Source organism: Paraburkholderia sp. WC7.3g (genome assembly GCF_050436345.1).
Lineage (GTDB): Bacteria > Pseudomonadota > Gammaproteobacteria > Burkholderiales > Burkholderiaceae > Paraburkholderia > Paraburkholderia podalyriae.
Genome location: NZ_JBNDMA010000001.1, coordinates 1,514,057 through 1,531,174, shown reverse-complemented (window position 1 = coordinate 1,531,174; position 17,118 = coordinate 1,514,057). Strand labels below are relative to the sequence as shown.

Genomic DNA, 17,118 nt, shown 5'->3' with positions numbered 1-17,118 from the left:
TGCAAACCATCATAGCTGCTTGCGTCTGACGGTCCAAGCAGCATCGCTCGCGGCGTTGTCCGGCTGCACCGGGCCACTGTCGACGCTCGAACCGTCGGGCCCGGCCGCCGCATCGATCGCCGGCTTGTGGTGGGTGATGCTGGCGGGCGCGGCGATCCTGTTCGCCATGGTGCTCGTGCTGTTTCTGTTGACGGTCTTCCGGCCAGGCTGGGGCTCGCGCGTGTCGCCCGCGCGCTGGGTCGTGCTCGGTGGTCTGGTGCTGCCCGCGGTGATCCTGATTCCGCTGATCTGCTACGCGCTGTACGCGGGCGAGTTGCTGCTGCCGCTGCGCGCACATGCGCCCGCGCGCATCGAGGCGATCGCGCAGCAATGGCGCTGGACTTTCCGCTATCCGGAACTCGGCAACGTCGAAACCGCAAACGTGCTGCATCTGCCAGCTGGCACACCAGTCGACATCGCGGTGACCAGCCTCGACGTCGTGCACGCGTTCTGGATTCCGCGCTTCGCGGGCAAGATCGACGCGGTCCCCGGCCACCACAATCTGCTGCGTATCCAGGCCGATCAGCCCGGCGAGTACGCCGGACAATGCAACCAGTTTTGCGGCATCGGTCACGCGGGGATGCACTTCACCGTGATCGTCGATCGTCGGGAAGATTTTCCGGCCGCAGTCAAAAGCGCCGCCGCCAGCGGGGAGGTGAAGAAATGAGTGTGCCCGTCGAGCCACCATCGCAGCGCATCAACGCGCTGCGGCTGCATCGCCAGCTTGCCGCGATCTGGGCCACCGGGCCGGGCGTGCAGAAGCTCGCCGCGGTCAACCATACGGTGCTCGGCATGCGCATGATGATCACGTCGTTCGTGTTCTTCGCAATCGCCGGGATTCTCGGCATGCTCACGCGCGTGCAGCTCGCCACACCGCATGCGGCCTTCATGGACGTGGAGACCTATAACCAGGTCTTCACGATGCATGGGTCGATGATGCTGTTCCTGTTCGCGATCCCGATGGTGGAAAGCTTCGCGGTCTATCTGACGCCGAAGCTTCTCGGCGCGCGCGACTTCGCGTTTCCGCGCCTGACCGCTTACGGCTACTGGTGCTATCTGTTCGGCGGCACGATCCTGACGGTGTCGCTGATTCTGCGCAGCGCGCCCGACGGCGGCTGGTTCATGTACACCCCGCTCAGCTCCAACGTGTACACGCCCGGGTTGAACGCCGACGTGTGGCTGCTCGGCATCACGTTCGTCGAGATTTCGGCGCTGTCGCTCGCAATGGAAATTGTCGTGTCGATCCTGAAGTTGCGCGCGCCGGGTATGTCGCTGGATCGCATGCCGATCTTCGCTTGGTACATCCTCGTCACCGCGATGATGATGATCGTCGCGTTTCCGCCGCTGATTCTCGGCTCGATCCTGCTCGAGGTGGAGCGCGCATTCAACCTGCCGTTCTTCGATCCGACGCGCGGCGGCGATCCGCTGCTGTGGCAGCACCTGTTCTGGCTGTTCGGCCACCCCGACGTGTACATCATCTTCCTGCCGATGGCCGGCGTGCTGTCGACGATGATCCCCGTGTTCGCGCGACGCAAGCTCGTCGGCTATCGCACGATCGTCGTCGCGATCATCGCGCTCGCGTTCCTGAGCTTCGGCATCTGGGTGCACCACATGTTTACGGTGGGTATTCCACATCTGGCGCTCGCGTTCTTCTCGGCAGGCTCGGCGATCGTCGCGGTGCCCACCGCGATCCAGTTCTTCGCGTGGCTCGCCACGCTGTCGCACGGCCGCCCGCGTTGGGACGTGCCGATGCTGTACATCTTCGGCTTCTTTTTCGTGTTCACGTGCGGCGGCCTGACCGGCGTGATGCTTGCGATGGTGCCGTTCGACTGGCAGGCACACGACACCTACTTCGTCGTCGCGCATCTGCACTACGTGGTGGCCGGCGCGCTCGCGTTTCCGATGCTCGCGGCGTTCTATTACTGGCTGCCGCTGCTGACCGGCCGCACCGCCGTGCATAAACTTTCCGTGCCCGCGTTCTGGCTCGTGTTCATCGGCTTCAACATGACGTTCTTCATGATGCACCTGACCGGCCTGCTCGGCATGCCACGGCGCGTCTTTACCTATAGCGGCGACGAAGGCTGGAACTGGCTCAATCTGCTGTCGTCGGTGGGCAGTTTCGTGATGACGATCGGCTTCGCGCTCGTCGTGATCGACATCATCGCGCAGCTGCGCTTCGGCCAGCGCGTGCGACGCAATCCCTGGCAGTCGACCACGCTCGAATGGGCCATGCCGATTCCGCCCGCGCCGTATGCTTTCGCGTCGATTCCACACATGGACGCCGAAACCGAAAAAGTCCCGCCCGGCCAGCTCGCGACCTCGCTTGCGCGCGGCGAAGGCTATCTCGGCTTTACACGCAACGGCTGGCAGGAGACGCTAGGCGTGCATATGACCTCGGGCGAGCCCGAACAGCTGATCGTGCTGCCGAACTCGACGTATCTGCCGCTCGTCACCGCGCTCGTGACCGCCGCGGCGGTGCTCGCGATGCTGTTCAAGTTCTATCTGCTGTCGGTCGCGTTCGCGTTCGTCACGTTTGGCCTCTTCATCTTCGCGGGCCAGAGCGCGGGCCACGCGCGCGACTATGGCGCGTTGCCTGTCGGCCGAGGCGTCAGCGTTCCGCCGCATACCGAGGTGGCCGGTTCGCCGTCATGGCTTTCGATGATCTGCGCGCTGGTCGCGAACGGCACGCTGTTCACCTCGCTGATCTTCGGCACGTTCTATCTGTGGATTGCCGCGCCGAACTGGCCGGCCGCCGTGACGCCGCATCCGAGCCGCCTGCTCGCGCTCGTCGCGGCCGTCGCGCTCGCGGTGGCCGCAGCCGCCACGCGTGGCTCGTTGCGCGCGGCCGCCGCCGAGCGCAAACCGCACGGCACGATCGGACTGAGCGCGATCGCGCTGATCGTCGCGCTCGTCGCCTGCGTGATGCTGATCAACGGCGTGACACCGAATCCGCGCGAGCATGCGCTCGGCGCGACGGCTGCTGCGCTGCTCACGTACATCGCGGTTCACGCGGGCGTCGGGTTGTTGTTCCTCATCAGCAACGTGCTGCGCGTCGGCGCGGGCTTCGTTTCCGCTCGACGCCTGACCGATCTGCGCCTCACCCGCGTGTGGGTCGATTACACACTGGCGACGGGCATCATCGCGCTTGGACTCGTGCTCGCGCTGCCGAACCTCGTCGCCGTGCTGGGAGCCAGACCATGAATGCGCGTCCGCTTTCGCCACGGCGGTTGTGGTGGCTCGCCGTCGGCTTCACGATCTGGTGTCTCGCGTTCGTGATCCTGTATGCGCTGCACGCGATCGGCTGCGCGTTCGCGTGGCCCACCGGCCCGCTGCGCGCGAGTCTCGCGATCATTCTGCTGCTGCATCTGATCGCGATCGGCTGGCTATGGCGCTATCGCGCCGCGACGCGCGACCCCGGGCCCGAGCGCATCAGCTCGTTCATGCATACCGTCGTCGTCTGGACCCTGATCGCGGCGCTGGCCGCGACCGTGATTACGTTCGGGCCCGCGCTGCTGCTCACCACCTGCGTCTGAACGCTGACTGGGCGCCAGCGGGGCCGCGCCCCCCGGCATGGAGAAGCACTGATGCAGTCTCAGGATCTCGCGCGCAAGGTCATCTGGTCGGCCATCTATCTGTTGTTCATTCTCGCGCCGCTGTTTGCGCTGCTGGCCGGCACGCTGCCGCCCGCGCGCAACTTCGGCACCGAGTTCTCGGTGGCGCTCGGCTACTCCGGCCTCGCGATGATGGGCCTGCAATTCGGCCTTACCGCGCGCTTTCGTCACGTGACCGAGCCGTGGGGCGAGGACGTCATCTACCATTTCCATCGACGCGTGTCGCTGCTCGCGGTCAGCCTCGTCGTCGCGCATCCGCTGATTCTGTTCGCGATCCGCTCGGACAAGGTCGCGATGCCCCACTCGCTACTCGACGTACCGTGGGGTGCGTGGTTCGCCTTTCTGTCGATCGGCGCGGTGATCGTGCTGGTGATCACCGCGCTGTGGCGCAAGCAGCTGAAAATCCCCTACGAACTATGGCATCTATCGCATATCGGGCTCGCGCTCGTGGCGATCTTCGGCGGCGTGCTGCATATGATCGGCTGGAGCTTCTATCTGACCGATCCGCTCAAGCGCACACTGTGGGTCTGCATGACAGCATTCTGGATCGCGCTGCTGCTGTATGTGCGTTTGTTCAAGCCGCTGTTCATGCTCAGGCGTCCGTACCGGATCGCGGACGTGCGCGCCGAACGCGGCGACACCACGACCCTCGTGATGCAGCCCGACGGCCACGCTGGTTTTCGCTTCAAGCCCGGCCAGTTCGGCTGGCTCAACGTGTGGGGCAGTCCGTTCAGGATCACCGGGCATCCTTTTTCGTTCTCGTCGAGCGCCGAGGCCGCGAATGGCCGCGTCGAAATGACGATCCGCAATCTCGGTGATTTCACCAGCACGGTGAAGACGATCGAGGCGGGTCAGCGCGTGTACCTGGACGGACCGTATGGCGCGTTCACGATCGGCCATCCGACTGACATGCACGTGCTGATCGCGGGCGGTATCGGCATTACGCCGATGATGAGCATGATCCGCACGCTCGCCGATCGCGGCGACCAACGTCCGCTGGTGCTACTGTACGGCGGCAAGACCTGGGACTCGCTGACTTTCCGCGAGGAGCTCGATGCGCTGAAAACGCGGCTCGATCTGCGCATCGTCTATGTGCTGTCGGCCCCGCCCGAAGGCTGGAGCGGCGAGACCGGGCGCATCGACGCGGCGATGTTCCAGCGTCATCTGCCGCCCGGGTTCGCCGACCACGAGTACTTCATCTGCGGCCCGGACCCGATGATGGATGCAATCGAAACGGCGCTCGGCGAAATGAAGGTGCCCCGCATGCGCTACCATTCCGAACGCTACAGCTTCGTCTAGGAGACTTGCGATGCGTCGACTATTGGCCAATCGTCTCGTCGTTGCGACCGGCGTGATCGTCGTGGCGCTGTCGCTTCTTTTCGCGTATCTGCGGGTCGATTCGCTGCATTAGCGCCCGGTTAGCCTGGTGACGGGCTCGCGGCGCGCTTTTCCTCACGCTCGAAGGTTGAATCAATATGCCCTACTTCTTTGGAATCGGTCTTCACGTTTTTATTGCGATCTTTTTCGCCGTCCACGCGATGCGCAATAACCAGGGCATCTATTGGCTATTCATTCTGTTTGCTTTTCCGCTGCTCGGCAGCGTCGTGTACCTGTTCGCGATCTATCTGCCGGGTCTGCGCCATTCGCGCGGCGCACGCGTGGCCACGCAGGCGATCACGCAATTCGTCGATCCGAATCGCGCGCTGCGTGAAGCGCGCGCGGATTTCGACCGCGCACCGACCGTGCAGCATCGGATGCGGCTCGGCGAGGCCTTGCTCGCGGCCGGCAATCCGCGCGAAGCGCTCGAACATTTCCAGGCCGCGGCGAACGGCCCATTTGCGAACGATCCCGCGCTGCTGCTCGGTCTCGCACGCTCGCAGTTCGCGCTCGGCGACTACACGGCCGCCGATGCGACGTTAGCGAATCTGTTCTCGGTCAATCCGCAGGCGCGCAATCAGGGCGAGCCGGCGCTGCTGTACGCGCGCACACTGGCCGCGCTGAACGCGCCGGGCGCTCGCGCGGCATTCGAACAGGCGCTGACCTGCGCGAGCGACGTCGCGCCGCGCTGCCTGTTCGCCGACTGGCTCGCCGCGCGACCGGAAGATACCGACCGCCGGCGCGCGGGCGCGCTCTATGCCGAGATCGTGCAGGATGCCAAACATTGGCCGCGTCACGCGCGCGAGCACAATCGCGAGTGGCTGCAGCGCGCGCAGGCCGCGTTGGCCGCGGGCGCGACTCGCACCTGAGCATGCCGAGGAGAACATCGATGCGACGCACGACCCGGTCTGTTGCTTCGGCGCTGTGCGCCGCGATTGCGGCGAGTGCTTTCGGTGCGGGTGGCGCCCCGAGTTCCGTGCAGGCCGCTGGCGCGGACAAGCCGTTCGAATGGCCCGCGACTTTCGTGGTTCTCGGCGACGGCTATCCGCACTCGGGCGATGCCTGCCGGCGGCTCGGCGAGTCGACGGCGACCGTGAACTATCTCGACCACATGGCAATGCTGGTCGGCTGTCCGGGTTCGCGCGACAGCGCCGCCGTGCGCGCGATCGTCGGGCGTCAGCGGCACGCGCGCGTGGTCGGAGAAGCGGATGGCGTGACGCTGATTTCGATTTCGACTGAAAGCGCTCAGACCGGCTCGCAGACCCGCCACGTGCCCGTCAAGGAATCGCCTATCAGCGCGAGCGGCACGTTGCCGTGCGAGCGCGGCAACGGACAGACCAAAACGATGTGCAAGTTCGGCGTCGTGCATCACAGCGATCGACAGACTACGGTCGTGGTCTACTGGCCCGATGGCGCCACGCGGGCGATTTTCTTTGGCGTCGACGGTCGCGTGATGGGCACAGCGACGTCCGCGAGCGATCGGCCGATGCCCGGCGACACGCTGACGCGCAAGCATGCCGGCATCAATCTGATTTCAGTTGGCAATGAGCGCTACGAAGTCGAGGACACGGTTCTGTCCGGCGGTTGAATTGCGTTGAAGCACATCGGCGCAAGCCGTCCGCGGTAGACGCTCAATCGAACCCGCGTGGCCGAACCGCATCGCTATGCGGCTGGCCACGCCACGTTACTTCAAAGAACCACTTCCTGCTTCCCCGGAATGCCCTGCCCGCGCAACGAACACCCGCGCGTTTCAGGCACGAAGATCAACGCAATCGCACCAACGACGCACGCGGCCATCATGTAATAAGCGGGCACCAGCGCATTGCCCGTATGCGCGACGAGCCATTGGTTCGCCATAGGCGCCGTGCCGCCGAAAATCGACGTCGACAGGTTATACGCAATCGCCATCCCCGCGTAACGGACCTGGGTCGGAAACATCGCGGGGAACATCGCCGAGATGCTGGCGAGTTGCGGCACGTACAACAGCCCGAGCACCGCAAAGCCGATGAACGCACCTGCCAGGCCGAGCTTCATCAGCAGGAACATCGGAATCGCCGCGACGAACAGGCCGATCAGCGAAAACCACCAGACGTTCTTGCGTCCGACGCGATCCGAGAACGTGCCGGCGAACGGCAGAAACACCATCATCGCGAGCATGCCGATCAGCGGCACGAGCAGGGACATGTTGTCGCTCATGCCAAGCTGCTTCTGCATGAAAGTCGGCATATAGGCGAGCAGCACGTAGTTGACGACGTTCAACGCAACCACGAGTCCGCCGAGCTGGATCAGCGGTTGCCAATAGTCGCGCAGCAGTGCCTTCAGCGTGACGCAGCTATGCTGCTCCTTGTGCATCGATTGTTCGAGTTCGCGAAAGACCGGCGTGTCTTCGAGCTTCGAGCGCAGATAGAAACCGATCAGGCCGAGCGGCGCCGCGATCAGAAACGGCAAACGCCATCCCCATGAATGCATCGCCGTGTTGCCGAGCACGACGGAGCAACCGAGCATCAGAAACGCGCCGAGCGAAAAGCCTGACAGCGTCGCGAATTCGAGGAAGCTGCCGCAAAAGCCGCGCTTCTTGTCGGGGGCGTATTCGGCCATGAAGGTCGCCGCGCCGCCGTATTCGCCACCCGTCGAAAAGCCCTGGATCATTCGTAGCACGACGAGTATCGCCGGCGCCCACCAGCCGATGCTCGCGTAAGTCGGCACGAGTCCGACCAGCAGCGTTGCCACCGACATCAGGATGATCGTCAACGCGAGCACGTGTTTGCGGCCGAGGCGATCGCCGAGCGGTCCCCAGAACAGGCCCCCTAGCGGACGCACGAGAAACGAAATGGCGAAGGTCGCGAGCGCGAATAAGGTCGCCTGCGCGGTGCTGCCGGGGAACAAGGCCGCCGAAATATAGCTCAGGCCATAGGCGTAAATTCCGTAGTCGAACCATTCTGTCGCGTTGCCGAGTGCCGACGCGGCGATTGCGCGTCGCAGCAAGCTGTTCGGCTGCGGTTGCGCGGTCTGCGCGGTCCATGAATCTGCGTAATGCATGTCTCCTCCAGGATGTCTTTGTGCGACACAGGCAACGTCGCCCGAATTCAAGATACCGGCGACCAGCGCCTGCAACGATGTTCTAGGACGATGCAGGCATCGGGGTTTTCCATAAAGCCGTAACCGATGCGGTAATCCGTACGCGTGCGTCTACGATGCGTCGTGCGCGTTCGGGAAAAACAACACGATCGGCGCGAAGCACTTCACTCAGCGCGTCGACAACGGCAGCGTCATCAAACGACCCTGCTGTGGCCTCGCGTCGTTCTCGCCGCATAGGCGCAAACACATCCATGCGGTCGCGAGGTTGCTACTCACTACCGGTTTGCCGATGGCGGCTTCGATTCGCGCTATGATCGGCGCGGCTCTCACCGCGGTGCACGAGATAAACAGCGCATCGGAGTCCGGCGCGATCGCGTCGCGCGCGAAGGCGACGATATCGTCGTGCGAAATCCGTGCCATCTCCCGGTCATCGGTCAGACCGAGGCATGAGAAGCGATCGATAACGAAGCCTTGCGCGGCAAAGTACCCGGCCATCGGCCGACTCGTTTCGGCGGTGTACGGCGTCAGCACGCTGATCCGCCGCGCGCCCAGCGTGTTGAGTGCGGTGACCGCAGCCGCGGTTGGGATAACGACCGTGGCCGACGGCTTCGCCGCATGAATCGCGCGCTCGATCTGCGCGTCGCCGATCATCACGGATGCCGACGTGCACGAATACATCACGACGTCGAGCGTTTCGTCGGGCAGGATCAGCGCCGCGCCTGCGCTCAGCGATGGCTGCATCGCTCGCAGATTGTCCGGCGTGACCGGGTTCGCATATGGCACGCGATTCACGTAGATGCCGATACGCTCGTTCGCAACCAGTGCCGCGAAGTCCGGCTCGGTGGTGTGATCGGTTGCGAGAATCACGAGGCCGATACGTTTATCGAAAGCGCGTTCGACCAGATGCGGCGCTCGCTCGAACTGCCGAATGATTGTTTGCATCGTTCAATGCCCCGGAGCGGGAAAGCGCTTTTCAAGGAGTCGCACACAGGCCACCGCGATCAGGCTGATGATCAGGAACAGCACGCCGACGAGCGTCATTGGCTCCAGATAGCGATAATCCGTATTCGCGATGATCTTCGCCTGATTCATCAATTCGAGGACCGTGATCGCCGACAGCAACGGCGTTTCCTTGAACATCGAGATCAGATAATTGGCGAGCGCGGGCACCATCGGCGGCACCGCTTCGGGCAGGATCACGTGCTGCCACGTTTGCGCGGGGCTCAGATTGCAGGCCTTCGCGGCTTCCCATTGCCCGCGCGGAATGCTTTCGATGCCGGCGCGATAGACCTCGGCCGCATACGTCGCGTAATGCACGCCTATCGCGAGCACGCCGGCCGCGAGCGCCGGCATCCGTATGCCGATGTCGGGCAGCACGTAGAACACGAAATACAGTTGCACGAGCAGCGGCGTGCCGCGAATAAAACTCGCGACCGCCGACGTGCCACGCGACACCGCTCGATTCGGCGCCAGCCGCAAAATGGCGATCGCCATGCCGACCACGGCCGCCACGACCGCGCCGAGCAGCGTAGCGAGCACGGTGATCTTCAATCCTTGCAGCAGGATCGGCAGAATCTCGCGCACGAAGCTCCAGTCCCATTCCATACGTCTATCTCCTGATGCGGTCGAGACCGAAGCTCATCCGGTTTTCCAGCTTGCGCATACCAAACGAGATCAGACATGCCATGGCGAAGTACAGCGCGAGAATCGTCGCGAACGGGATCAACGTATTGCCGGTTTGCGAGCGCACCACCTGTGCCTGAAACGTCATGTCGCCGAGCGAGATCAGCGACACCACGGCCGTGCCCTTCAGCAGCTCGATCGCGTTGTTGCCGAACGTGGGCAGCATCAGTGGCAACGCTTGCGGAAGGATCACATGCCGCATGCGCTGATAGCGGGAAAGATTCAGCGCGATGCAGGCGCTGCGCTGCTCGTGGCCGATCGCGGCGACCGCGCCGCGCACCACTTCGGCACCGTACGCGCCGACGTTCAAACCGAGCGCGAGCACGCCGGCCTGCAGCGGCGTCAGCGTCAGGCCGGCCATCGGCAACACGAAGTACGCCCAAAATAGCTGCACGAATATCGAGGTGCCGCGAAAGAACTCGATATACGACGTAGCCAATGCGCGCACCACGAAGAAACGCGACAGGCGCCCGAGCCCCGCGACGAACGCCATCACGAGCGCGAGTACCGCACCCATCAGCGTCAGTTCGACGGTTGTCTGCGCCCCCTGCAGAATCAGCTGCAAATAGCCGGACCAGTGGTTCATCAACGCACCTCGCGCGCAATGTGTCGTGGGCCACGCGCGCTACCGCGTTGCGCGCATGGTGTCTTATCGCGGACTCAGTTCTTCGCCGCGCACAGTTTTTCGCGGCTCGTCGACATCGCCGCCTTCGCCGAGAAGCCATAGGGTTCGACGATCTTCGCGAACTCGCCGGAATCCTTCATCTTCTTCAGCTCGACGTCGAATGCATCGCGCAGCGCGGTGTCCTGCTTGCGGAACGCGACGCCGTCGCATTGCACTGGCGTGTTCTGCACGGGTGCGATCGATTCGAGGTTCGGGTCTTTCGCCTTTGAAAGCAGATCGGTGATCGACAGCAGCGGCAACGCGAATACGTCGATGCGGCCGTCTTGCAGCATCTTCAGACCGCTTTGCCCGTCCGGCACGATGATCACGCGATCGGTCGGAATATTCGCGGCGGTCGCGAGCTTCTGCTCGGTCGTGCCGCCTTCCACACCGATCACCGCCTTTGGATCTTTCGCGATTTCGTCGTAAGTCTTGATGCTCTTCGTGTTGCCTTTCTTGACCGCGAACGCTTCGACCGCGCACAGCACCAGCTGCGAATAGGCGACGGCCGCGCAACGCTGCGGCGTCATGAACAGCCCCGCCGCAATCGCGTCATGCCGCCCGGCCGCGAGGCCCGGAATCATCGCGCCGTACTCGGAGACCGACGCGACCACGTCGTTGACGCCGAGCTTCTTGAACACCGCGCGCGCGACATCCGGCGCCGCGCCCGTCACCTTGCCGTCGGCGCCGACTGCGGTGAACGGCGGTTCGTTCGCAATCGCGATGCGCGCGAAACCTTGCTGGCGCAGTTGCGTAAGCTTGTCGTCGGCGGCATAAGCGAGGCTCGCGAGTGTCAACAGCGACAGCCCTCCCGCAATCAGAATCCCCTTTAGCTTCATGATTTTTAGCTCCTAAGGCGTAGTGGTATGGCGTAGTGAGTGATGTGCAGCGTGGGAAAACAATATGTTCCGACTCAGCTCAGATTCGATGCCCGGCGGCGAGAATCTTGCGCAGGAAGCTCTGGGTCCGCTCGTGTGTCGGATGCGTGAAGATGTCTTCGGGCTTGCCTTCCTCGACGATCCTGCCGCGGTCGAAGAACAGCACGCGGTCGGCGAAGTCGTGCGCGAAGCCCATTTCGTGCGTGACGAGCAGCATCGTCATATCGGTCTCACGCGCGAGCCGCTGCATCACGTTCAGTACTTCCTCGACGAGTTCGGGGTCGAGCGCGGACGTCACTTCGTCGAACAGCATGATCCGCGGCGCAAGCGCGAGCGCCCGCGCGATCGCCACGCGCTGCTTCTGCCCGCCCGACAGTTGCGCGGGACGGCTTTTCGCCTTGTCGGCCATGCCGACCATGTCGAGCAGCTCGAGCGCGCGCTTCTCGGCCGACTCACGGCTCTCGCCCTTCGTCAGCATCGGCGCGAGCGTCACGTTGTCGAGCACGCTCTTGTGCGGAAACAGATTGAAGTGCTGGAACACCATGCCGATCTTCTCGCGCATCTTCTGCAGATGCCGTTCGTTCGCCGGCACCATCTGGCCGCCGCGCGGCATATGGAACAGCTGTTCGCCGTCCACTTCGATATGGCCGCCGTCGATCGTCTCCAGCGTCATCAGGATGCGCAGGATCGTCGTCTTGCCCGATCCCGACGGACCGATCAGCGCGAGCTTCTCGCCGGGCATCACGTCGAGCGACAGTTCGTCGAGCACGGTCAGGGCGCCATATCGTTTCGTGATCCGGTTGAGCCGGATCAATGGCTTGTTCGCCGGGCTTTCGTCTCGGTGCGCCAGCGTGCTCGCGGGCGCGGCCGTGCGCCCGGATGAATGACTCGCCGGGGCGATGCCTGAAGCGCTCAGCAAATCGGTAACTCGCGCGGTGTTCATATCGATTCGATCCCGTTCGTCGTACATGACTTGAGTGAATGGAACGCGGCTGCGGCGCCACAAACGCCAGTAATGCGACCCAGAATACGCAGCCATATTTGCGATCCAGATTGCTCTAGAACAATTCTTTTTATGCGCGGGCAAGGGCGGCGCAGCGTGCATTGCAACGAATCCGAAGCGTGCGTCGATAACATCATGGACATTGAACTAGCACATTCAGCGGCGTTTTTTCGCGGCATTAGACTGCGGCGAGAGATACCCGTGGACGCCCCATTCAGGTGCGCCGGGCGCCACTTTCCGCAACGACATCACGCTCAGAGAGAGGGGAAGATGCCAGATACGACGCAACACGAATCGCGAATTGGGGCGCCCGTCGTGCGCCTGCCGTTCGAACGCGACGAATACGCCGCGCGTCTCGCGAAGACGCGCAAGGCCATGCAGGCGGCCGGCATCGAGCTATTGATCGTGTCGGACCCGACCAACATGGCCTGGCTCACCGGCTATGACGGCTGGTCGTTTTACGTGCATCAGTGCGTGCTGCTCGCGCTCGATGGCGAGCCGGTCTGGTTCGGCCGAGGTCAGGATGCGAACGGTGCGAAGCGCACCGTCTTCATGCAGCACGATCAGATCGTCGGCTATCCGGATCATTACGTGCAATCCACCGCGCGACATCCGATGGACTACCTCGCGCGCGACGTGATCGCCGCGCGCGGCTGGGCCCATGCGAAGATCGGCGTCGAAATGGACAACTACTATTTCAGCGCCGCCGCGTATCGCTCGCTGGTCGCGCATCTGCCGGACGCGAAATGGCAGGACGCGACCGGCCTCGTCAACTGGCAACGCGCGGTCAAATCGCCGCGCGAGATCGAGTACATGCGAGTGGCCGCGCGCATCGTCGAGAAGATGCACGCGCATATCGTCGAGCGAATCGAGCCCGGCATGCGCAAGAATGATCTCGTCGCGGAAATCTACTCGGCAGGCATTACCGGCATCGAGGGTCATGGCGGCGACTATCCGGCGATCGTACCGTTGCTGCCGACAGGCGCCGACGCGGCCGCCCCGCATCTGACCTGGGACGACACGCCGTTCGCGAAGGGCGCCGGCACGTTCTTCGAAATCGCCGGCTGTTTCAAGCGTTATCACTGCCCGCAGTCGCGCACCGTGTACCTCGGCAAGCCGCCGAAGCATTTCATCGAGGGCGAGCGTGCGGTGGTCGAAGGGATCGAGGCAGGGCTCGCCGCGGCGAAACCCGGCAATACCTGCGAGGACATCGCCAATGCATTTTTCGCGGTGCTTCATAAATACGGCATCGAGAAGAACAGCCGCTGCGGCTATCCGATCGGCGCGAGCTATCCGCCGGATTGGGGCGAGCGCACGATGAGCCTGCGCCCCGGGGACAAGACCGTCCTCGAACCCGGCATGACGTTCCACTTCATGCCAGGCCTGTGGCTCGACGACTGGGGCCTCGAAATCACCGAGAGCATTCTGATTACGCGGACCGGCGTCGAGACCTTTTGCAGGACGCCACGCAAGCTGTTCGTTAAACCGTGATCGCGCGGGCGTCGTGCCCGCGAGAACTCGCGAAGCACGACGCCCGTTTCAACGAGAGGGGAAACATGCTTCCGAAAACGATGAAGGCCGTCGTGCTGAACGCGCACGGCGGCCTCGACAAACTGGTCTATCGCGACGACGTGCCGGTGCCCTCGTGCGCGGCTGGCGAGGTGCTGATCGACGTCACCGCATGCGGTCTCAACAATACCGACGTATGGGTCCGCCAGGGCGCCTATGGCACCGACGACGATCCGCAAGCGGTGTCGACGTGGCGACGCGGCCGCTCGACGCTGACGTTTCCGCGCATTCAGGGCGCGGATATCGTCGGACGCGTGGTCGCGGTGGGTCGGGGCGTCAGCGACGCGCGTATCGGCGAGCGCGTGATCGTCGACGCGTCGATCTACAACCGCGACGACGACAGCCTCGCCGACATCGACTACATCGGCCACGGCCGCGACGGCGGTTACGCCGAATACACGGCCGTGCGCGCAGAAAACGCGCATCGAGTCGACTCCACCTATTCCGACGCCGAACTCGCCACGTTCTGGTGCGCTTATCACACTGGCGAGCAGATGATCGAACGCGCGGCCGTCAAGCGTGGCGAAACGGTGCTGATTACCGGCGCGTCCGGCGGCGTCGGCTCGGCGATCATCCAACTATGCCGCGCGCGCGGCGCGATTCCTTATGCGGTCGTCAGCAAAGGCAAGGAAGAGGCGGTGCTGGCGCTCGGCGCGCAAGGCGTGATGCTGCGCGACAGCGGCGATTTCGTCGCGGACGTAGAACGGATGACCGAGGGCCGGCCCGTCGACGTCGTTGCGGATCTAGTTGGCGGGGCGCTATTCGGCAAGGTGCTGAACGTACTGCGGCCCGAGGGGCGATATACGACTGCGGGCGCGATTGCAGGTCCGGTCGTGCAGCTCGATCTGCGCACGATGTATCTGAAGCAGTTGCAGTTGAATGGATCGTCGCAGGGCACGCGTGGCGCGTTCAAACGCGTGCTCGACTATATTCAGAACGGGACGATCCGGCCAGTTCTGGCGGCAACTTATCCGCTGTCGAAGTTTCATGACGCGCAGACGCGGTTCATGGAAAAGCGCTTTGTGGGGAATATCGTCGTGATTCCTGATCGGCATTATGGCGACTCGGTCGCGCGCTAACGCTCGATGCAATAAAACCGCCGGCCGCTGCAATCAATCCTCGACGATGAACCAGGCACACTGCGAGCCCGCCCTTCAAGGCGGGCTTTTTTTCGCGCCTAGCAATCGTTAATTGTTGTCAATTTACAATTTTCTTTGCCTTGAATCACCGTCCAGTCCTGCATCATTGGAGCAGCGTGGCTATAGCGATTTTATGAGAATTCGCAACGCGCTTCTGCATACCGTCACCATTCCCGCGCAGTTCGGGGCTTCACGCTTATGGAACAATTGAGGTCATCACGTATCGCAACACTTGCCCGTAGGCTCTTAAAGGTGGTGCTCTTCATCGGCCTCTTTTGTCTCGCTGTGCCGTATGTCCACACATACCCGTGGCCGATGCCTGAAAGTCAGTCCGTGACGTGGTGGCGCGCTTCACGCTCGCTCGGTGTCCGTGATCCCCAGGACTTATATTTCACGGTTTGGTCAGTGATTGATCTGATCGTCGCCGCTTTAGCATATGTGACGATCATGAGGCTATGGCGACACTACCGGACCAAGCGCCCGAACAACGCCTAGAGGTCATCAACTATGGCAACGCTTGTCCGTAGACTTTGCAAGGTTGCGCTGTTTATCGGGTTATTTCTTATTTCCGTTCGTTATATCCCGCTATCCAACAAGTGGACAGCAAGCGAAGCACGTGCGTGGTGGCGTGCTTCGGATTGGCTCGGTATTGAAGATCCCAGCGATTTGTATTTCGTGGCGTGGCTGACTATCGAACTGATCGTGGCAGTACTCGCCTATGTGGCGATCATGAGGCTATGGCGGCGCTACCGACGCAATGACTCGCGTGCATGATGACCAGCACCATCCGACCCGCATCGCGCGGGTCTTTTTTGCCTGTACGCTGCGCTCGATCAGATTGCACTCTCACTGCTGGCTTCCGTTTGTGAAAGAACGTCAAATTATTAATAGTGCATAGCTTACGTATTGCTAACCATCGGTTTTTCGGGTAAAAAAATTATTCGTTCGCGTAACGCGTATCTCATTAAAAGCGAGGTCGCAATCATACAGCGCTCATTTAACCATTTAAGGAAAATATAGAAATGCCAATTCCCGCACATATGTGGCTGAAAGATGATGGCGGCGCAAACATCAAAGGGTCATCGACCGTTCAGGATCGCGAGGGAAGCATTGAAATTATCGGTTTTGGACACGGGGTGAATCTGCCGGTTGATGCTGCTAATGGCAAGATCACCGGCGCGCGTGCACACTCGCCGGTCTCGTTCGAAAAGGAGTTCGATGCTGCGACGCCTTATCTTTATAAGGCCGTGGCGAAGGGTCAAACGCTGCAATCCGCCGAAATCAAGTGGTATCGCATCAACGATGCGGGCAAAGAGGAAGTCTATTTCCTGATGCTACTCGAAGGCGTGAAGGTCTGCTGCATTAATCCCGGCATGGCAAATACCAAGCTGGATCAGGCATCCGCGCTCAATCACGTCGAATCCGTCTCGATGATGTACGAGAGCATCACGTGGCACTATCTCGACGGCAATATCAAATACACCGATTCATGGAATGAGCGCGGATAAGCGGGAGTGACAATGGCTGTTACCGGTAAGTTCATTATTGATAACCAATGGCTGGCACCACTGACAATCTTCGGGGTCGGCACATTCAACGCATATTCCGGAAACGCTCAATACCGCAATCGGGGCGGCTGCACGGCGGTGCTGGGAAACGGTCCGCTTCCCGCAGGCAAGTACTGGATCGTCCCGCGCCCTACTGGCGGCGTGCGCTCTGCGGTAGAAACGTGGCTAAATGATGAGTTCAATCATTACTCGTCCCACCCGACCGATCACAGTGAATGGTTTGCACTGTATCGCGACGATGGAAAAATAGACGATTACACATGGATCAACGGCGTGCGGCGTGGAAACTTCAGGTTGCATCCGGCTGGCGGTCGCGGTCTCTCACTTGGCTGCATCACCTTGCCGAGCCGTATCGATTTCGTGAGAATCCGCACCGCGCTACTGCACACCACCACTGTTCCGGCCAGAAATTCCGGGATCAAGGCATACGGAACAATTGAGGTCATCACGCATGGCAACACCTGTCCGTAGGGTGCTTAAGGTCCTGCTGTTTATAGGTCTGTTTCTTC

The 17,118-nt window shown here is 62.2% G+C and carries 17 protein-coding genes; 11 read left to right on the top strand and 6 right to left on the bottom strand.

Translation table 11 applies throughout. The features are described 5' to 3' along the window. Window positions 1-19: 19 nt before the first annotated feature. The 6 genes from coxB (at window position 20) to OKW43_RS07055 (ending at window position 6,615) form a co-directional block, all read left to right on the top strand. The gene (gene coxB / locus OKW43_RS07080; RefSeq protein WP_429446176.1) at window positions 20-706 is read left to right on the top strand and encodes a cytochrome c oxidase subunit II; all 687 of its coding nucleotides are present in this window, start codon (window positions 20-22) and stop codon (window positions 704-706) included. Continuing rightward, window positions 703-3,240 (top strand): cytochrome c oxidase subunit I, encoded by a 2,538-nt coding sequence (ctaD, locus tag OKW43_RS07075; RefSeq protein WP_429446174.1) that lies wholly within the window; start codon window positions 703-705, stop codon window positions 3,238-3,240. The genes coxB and ctaD overlap by 4 nt, the downstream gene beginning before the upstream one ends. Beyond that, entirely contained in the window at window positions 3,237-3,572 is a 336-nt protein-coding gene (locus tag OKW43_RS07070) for a hypothetical protein (RefSeq protein ID WP_429446171.1), read from the top strand. The genes ctaD and OKW43_RS07070 overlap by 4 nt, the downstream gene beginning before the upstream one ends. 51 nt (window positions 3,573-3,623) lie before the next feature. Continuing rightward, the gene (locus tag OKW43_RS07065; protein WP_429446168.1) at window positions 3,624-4,949 is read left to right on the top strand and encodes a ferredoxin reductase family protein; all 1,326 of its coding nucleotides are present in this window, start codon (window positions 3,624-3,626) and stop codon (window positions 4,947-4,949) included. A gap of 176 nt (window positions 4,950-5,125) precedes the next feature. Next, a complete protein-coding gene (locus tag OKW43_RS07060; protein WP_429446166.1) occupies window positions 5,126-5,896 on the top strand; it encodes a tetratricopeptide repeat protein in 771 nt (256 codons plus the stop codon). Between the two features lie 20 nt (window positions 5,897-5,916). Further along, on the top strand, window positions 5,917-6,615 hold the full coding sequence (locus OKW43_RS07055; RefSeq protein ID WP_429446163.1) for a hypothetical protein: 699 nt from the start codon (window positions 5,917-5,919) through the stop codon (window positions 6,613-6,615). Window positions 6,616-6,716: 101 nt separating this feature from the next. Here the strand turns inward: OKW43_RS07055 and OKW43_RS07050 are convergent, their stop codons facing one another. The 6 genes from OKW43_RS07050 to ehuA form a co-directional block, all read right to left on the bottom strand. Further along, a complete protein-coding gene (locus OKW43_RS07050; RefSeq protein WP_429446160.1) occupies window positions 6,717-8,066 on the bottom strand; it encodes an MFS transporter in 1,350 nt (449 codons plus the stop codon). Between the two features lie 207 nt (window positions 8,067-8,273). Then, window positions 8,274-9,047, bottom strand: coding sequence for an ectoine utilization protein EutA (gene eutA, locus OKW43_RS07045; protein ID WP_429446157.1), 774 nt, complete (start codon window positions 9,045-9,047; stop codon window positions 8,274-8,276). 3 nt (window positions 9,048-9,050) lie between these two features. After that, a complete protein-coding gene (ehuD, locus tag OKW43_RS07040) occupies window positions 9,051-9,710 on the bottom strand; it encodes an ectoine/hydroxyectoine ABC transporter permease subunit EhuD (protein ID WP_187634347.1) in 660 nt (219 codons plus the stop codon). A 4-nt stretch (window positions 9,711-9,714) separates the two neighbouring features. Next, complete coding sequence (ehuC, locus tag OKW43_RS07035; RefSeq protein WP_429446154.1) at window positions 9,715-10,374, bottom strand: ectoine/hydroxyectoine ABC transporter permease subunit EhuC; 660 nt, start codon at window positions 10,372-10,374, stop codon at window positions 9,715-9,717. A gap of 74 nt (window positions 10,375-10,448) precedes the next feature. Then, the gene (ehuB, locus tag OKW43_RS07030; protein WP_429446151.1) at window positions 10,449-11,291 is read right to left on the bottom strand and encodes an ectoine/hydroxyectoine ABC transporter substrate-binding protein EhuB; all 843 of its coding nucleotides are present in this window, start codon (window positions 11,289-11,291) and stop codon (window positions 10,449-10,451) included. 79 nt (window positions 11,292-11,370) lie between these two features. After that, complete coding sequence (gene ehuA / locus OKW43_RS07025; RefSeq protein WP_281393955.1) at window positions 11,371-12,273, bottom strand: ectoine/hydroxyectoine ABC transporter ATP-binding protein EhuA; 903 nt, start codon at window positions 12,271-12,273, stop codon at window positions 11,371-11,373. A 330-nt stretch (window positions 12,274-12,603) separates the two neighbouring features. Here ehuA and doeA point away from each other — a divergent pair, with 330 nt between their 5' ends. From doeA to OKW43_RS07000, 5 genes are all read left to right on the top strand, one after another. Further along, window positions 12,604-13,824 (top strand): ectoine hydrolase DoeA, encoded by a 1,221-nt coding sequence (gene doeA / locus OKW43_RS07020; RefSeq protein WP_187634344.1) that lies wholly within the window; start codon window positions 12,604-12,606, stop codon window positions 13,822-13,824. A 65-nt stretch (window positions 13,825-13,889) separates the two neighbouring features. Continuing rightward, window positions 13,890-14,981: an alcohol dehydrogenase family protein gene (locus tag OKW43_RS07015; RefSeq protein ID WP_429446147.1), complete on the top strand. Its 1,092-nt coding sequence runs from the start codon at window positions 13,890-13,892 to the stop codon at window positions 14,979-14,981. 567 nt (window positions 14,982-15,548) lie between these two features. Beyond that, the gene (locus OKW43_RS07010; protein WP_187634342.1) at window positions 15,549-15,815 is read left to right on the top strand and encodes a hypothetical protein; all 267 of its coding nucleotides are present in this window, start codon (window positions 15,549-15,551) and stop codon (window positions 15,813-15,815) included. Between the two features lie 248 nt (window positions 15,816-16,063). Then, entirely contained in the window at window positions 16,064-16,549 is a 486-nt protein-coding gene (locus OKW43_RS07005) for an Hcp family type VI secretion system effector (protein WP_429446144.1), read from the top strand. Window positions 16,550-16,561: 12 nt separating this feature from the next. Further along, on the top strand, window positions 16,562-17,080 hold the full coding sequence (locus OKW43_RS07000) for a DUF2778 domain-containing protein (protein WP_187634340.1): 519 nt from the start codon (window positions 16,562-16,564) through the stop codon (window positions 17,078-17,080). Window positions 17,081-17,118: the final 38 nt, after the last annotated feature.

Excerpts from the sequence above, each read along its gene's own strand:
- ctaD (WP_429446174.1), top strand. The coding sequence starts at position 703 with ATGAGTGTGCCCGTCGAGCCACCATCGCAGCGCATCAACGCGCTGCGG.
- OKW43_RS07070 (WP_429446171.1), top strand. The coding sequence starts at position 3,237 with ATGAATGCGCGTCCGCTTTCGCCACGGCGGTTGTGGTGGCTCGCCGTC.
- OKW43_RS07065 (WP_429446168.1), top strand. The coding sequence starts at position 3,624 with ATGCAGTCTCAGGATCTCGCGCGCAAGGTCATCTGGTCGGCCATCTAT.
- OKW43_RS07060 (WP_429446166.1), top strand. The coding sequence starts at position 5,126 with ATGCCCTACTTCTTTGGAATCGGTCTTCACGTTTTTATTGCGATCTTT.
- OKW43_RS07055 (WP_429446163.1), top strand. The coding sequence starts at position 5,917 with ATGCGACGCACGACCCGGTCTGTTGCTTCGGCGCTGTGCGCCGCGATT.
- OKW43_RS07050 (WP_429446160.1), bottom strand. The coding sequence starts at position 8,066 with ATGCATTACGCAGATTCATGGACCGCGCAGACCGCGCAACCGCAGCCG.
- eutA (WP_429446157.1), bottom strand. The coding sequence starts at position 9,047 with ATGCAAACAATCATTCGGCAGTTCGAGCGAGCGCCGCATCTGGTCGAA.
- ehuD (WP_187634347.1), bottom strand. The coding sequence starts at position 9,710 with ATGGAATGGGACTGGAGCTTCGTGCGCGAGATTCTGCCGATCCTGCTG.
- ehuC (WP_429446154.1), bottom strand. The coding sequence starts at position 10,374 with ATGAACCACTGGTCCGGCTATTTGCAGCTGATTCTGCAGGGGGCGCAG.
- ehuB (WP_429446151.1), bottom strand. The coding sequence starts at position 11,291 with ATGAAGCTAAAGGGGATTCTGATTGCGGGAGGGCTGTCGCTGTTGACA.
- ehuA (WP_281393955.1), bottom strand. The coding sequence starts at position 12,273 with ATGAACACCGCGCGAGTTACCGATTTGCTGAGCGCTTCAGGCATCGCC.
- doeA (WP_187634344.1), top strand. The coding sequence starts at position 12,604 with ATGCCAGATACGACGCAACACGAATCGCGAATTGGGGCGCCCGTCGTG.
- OKW43_RS07015 (WP_429446147.1), top strand. The coding sequence starts at position 13,890 with ATGCTTCCGAAAACGATGAAGGCCGTCGTGCTGAACGCGCACGGCGGC.
- OKW43_RS07010 (WP_187634342.1), top strand. The coding sequence starts at position 15,549 with ATGGCAACGCTTGTCCGTAGACTTTGCAAGGTTGCGCTGTTTATCGGG.
- OKW43_RS07005 (WP_429446144.1), top strand. The coding sequence starts at position 16,064 with ATGCCAATTCCCGCACATATGTGGCTGAAAGATGATGGCGGCGCAAAC.
- OKW43_RS07000 (WP_187634340.1), top strand. The coding sequence starts at position 16,562 with ATGGCTGTTACCGGTAAGTTCATTATTGATAACCAATGGCTGGCACCA.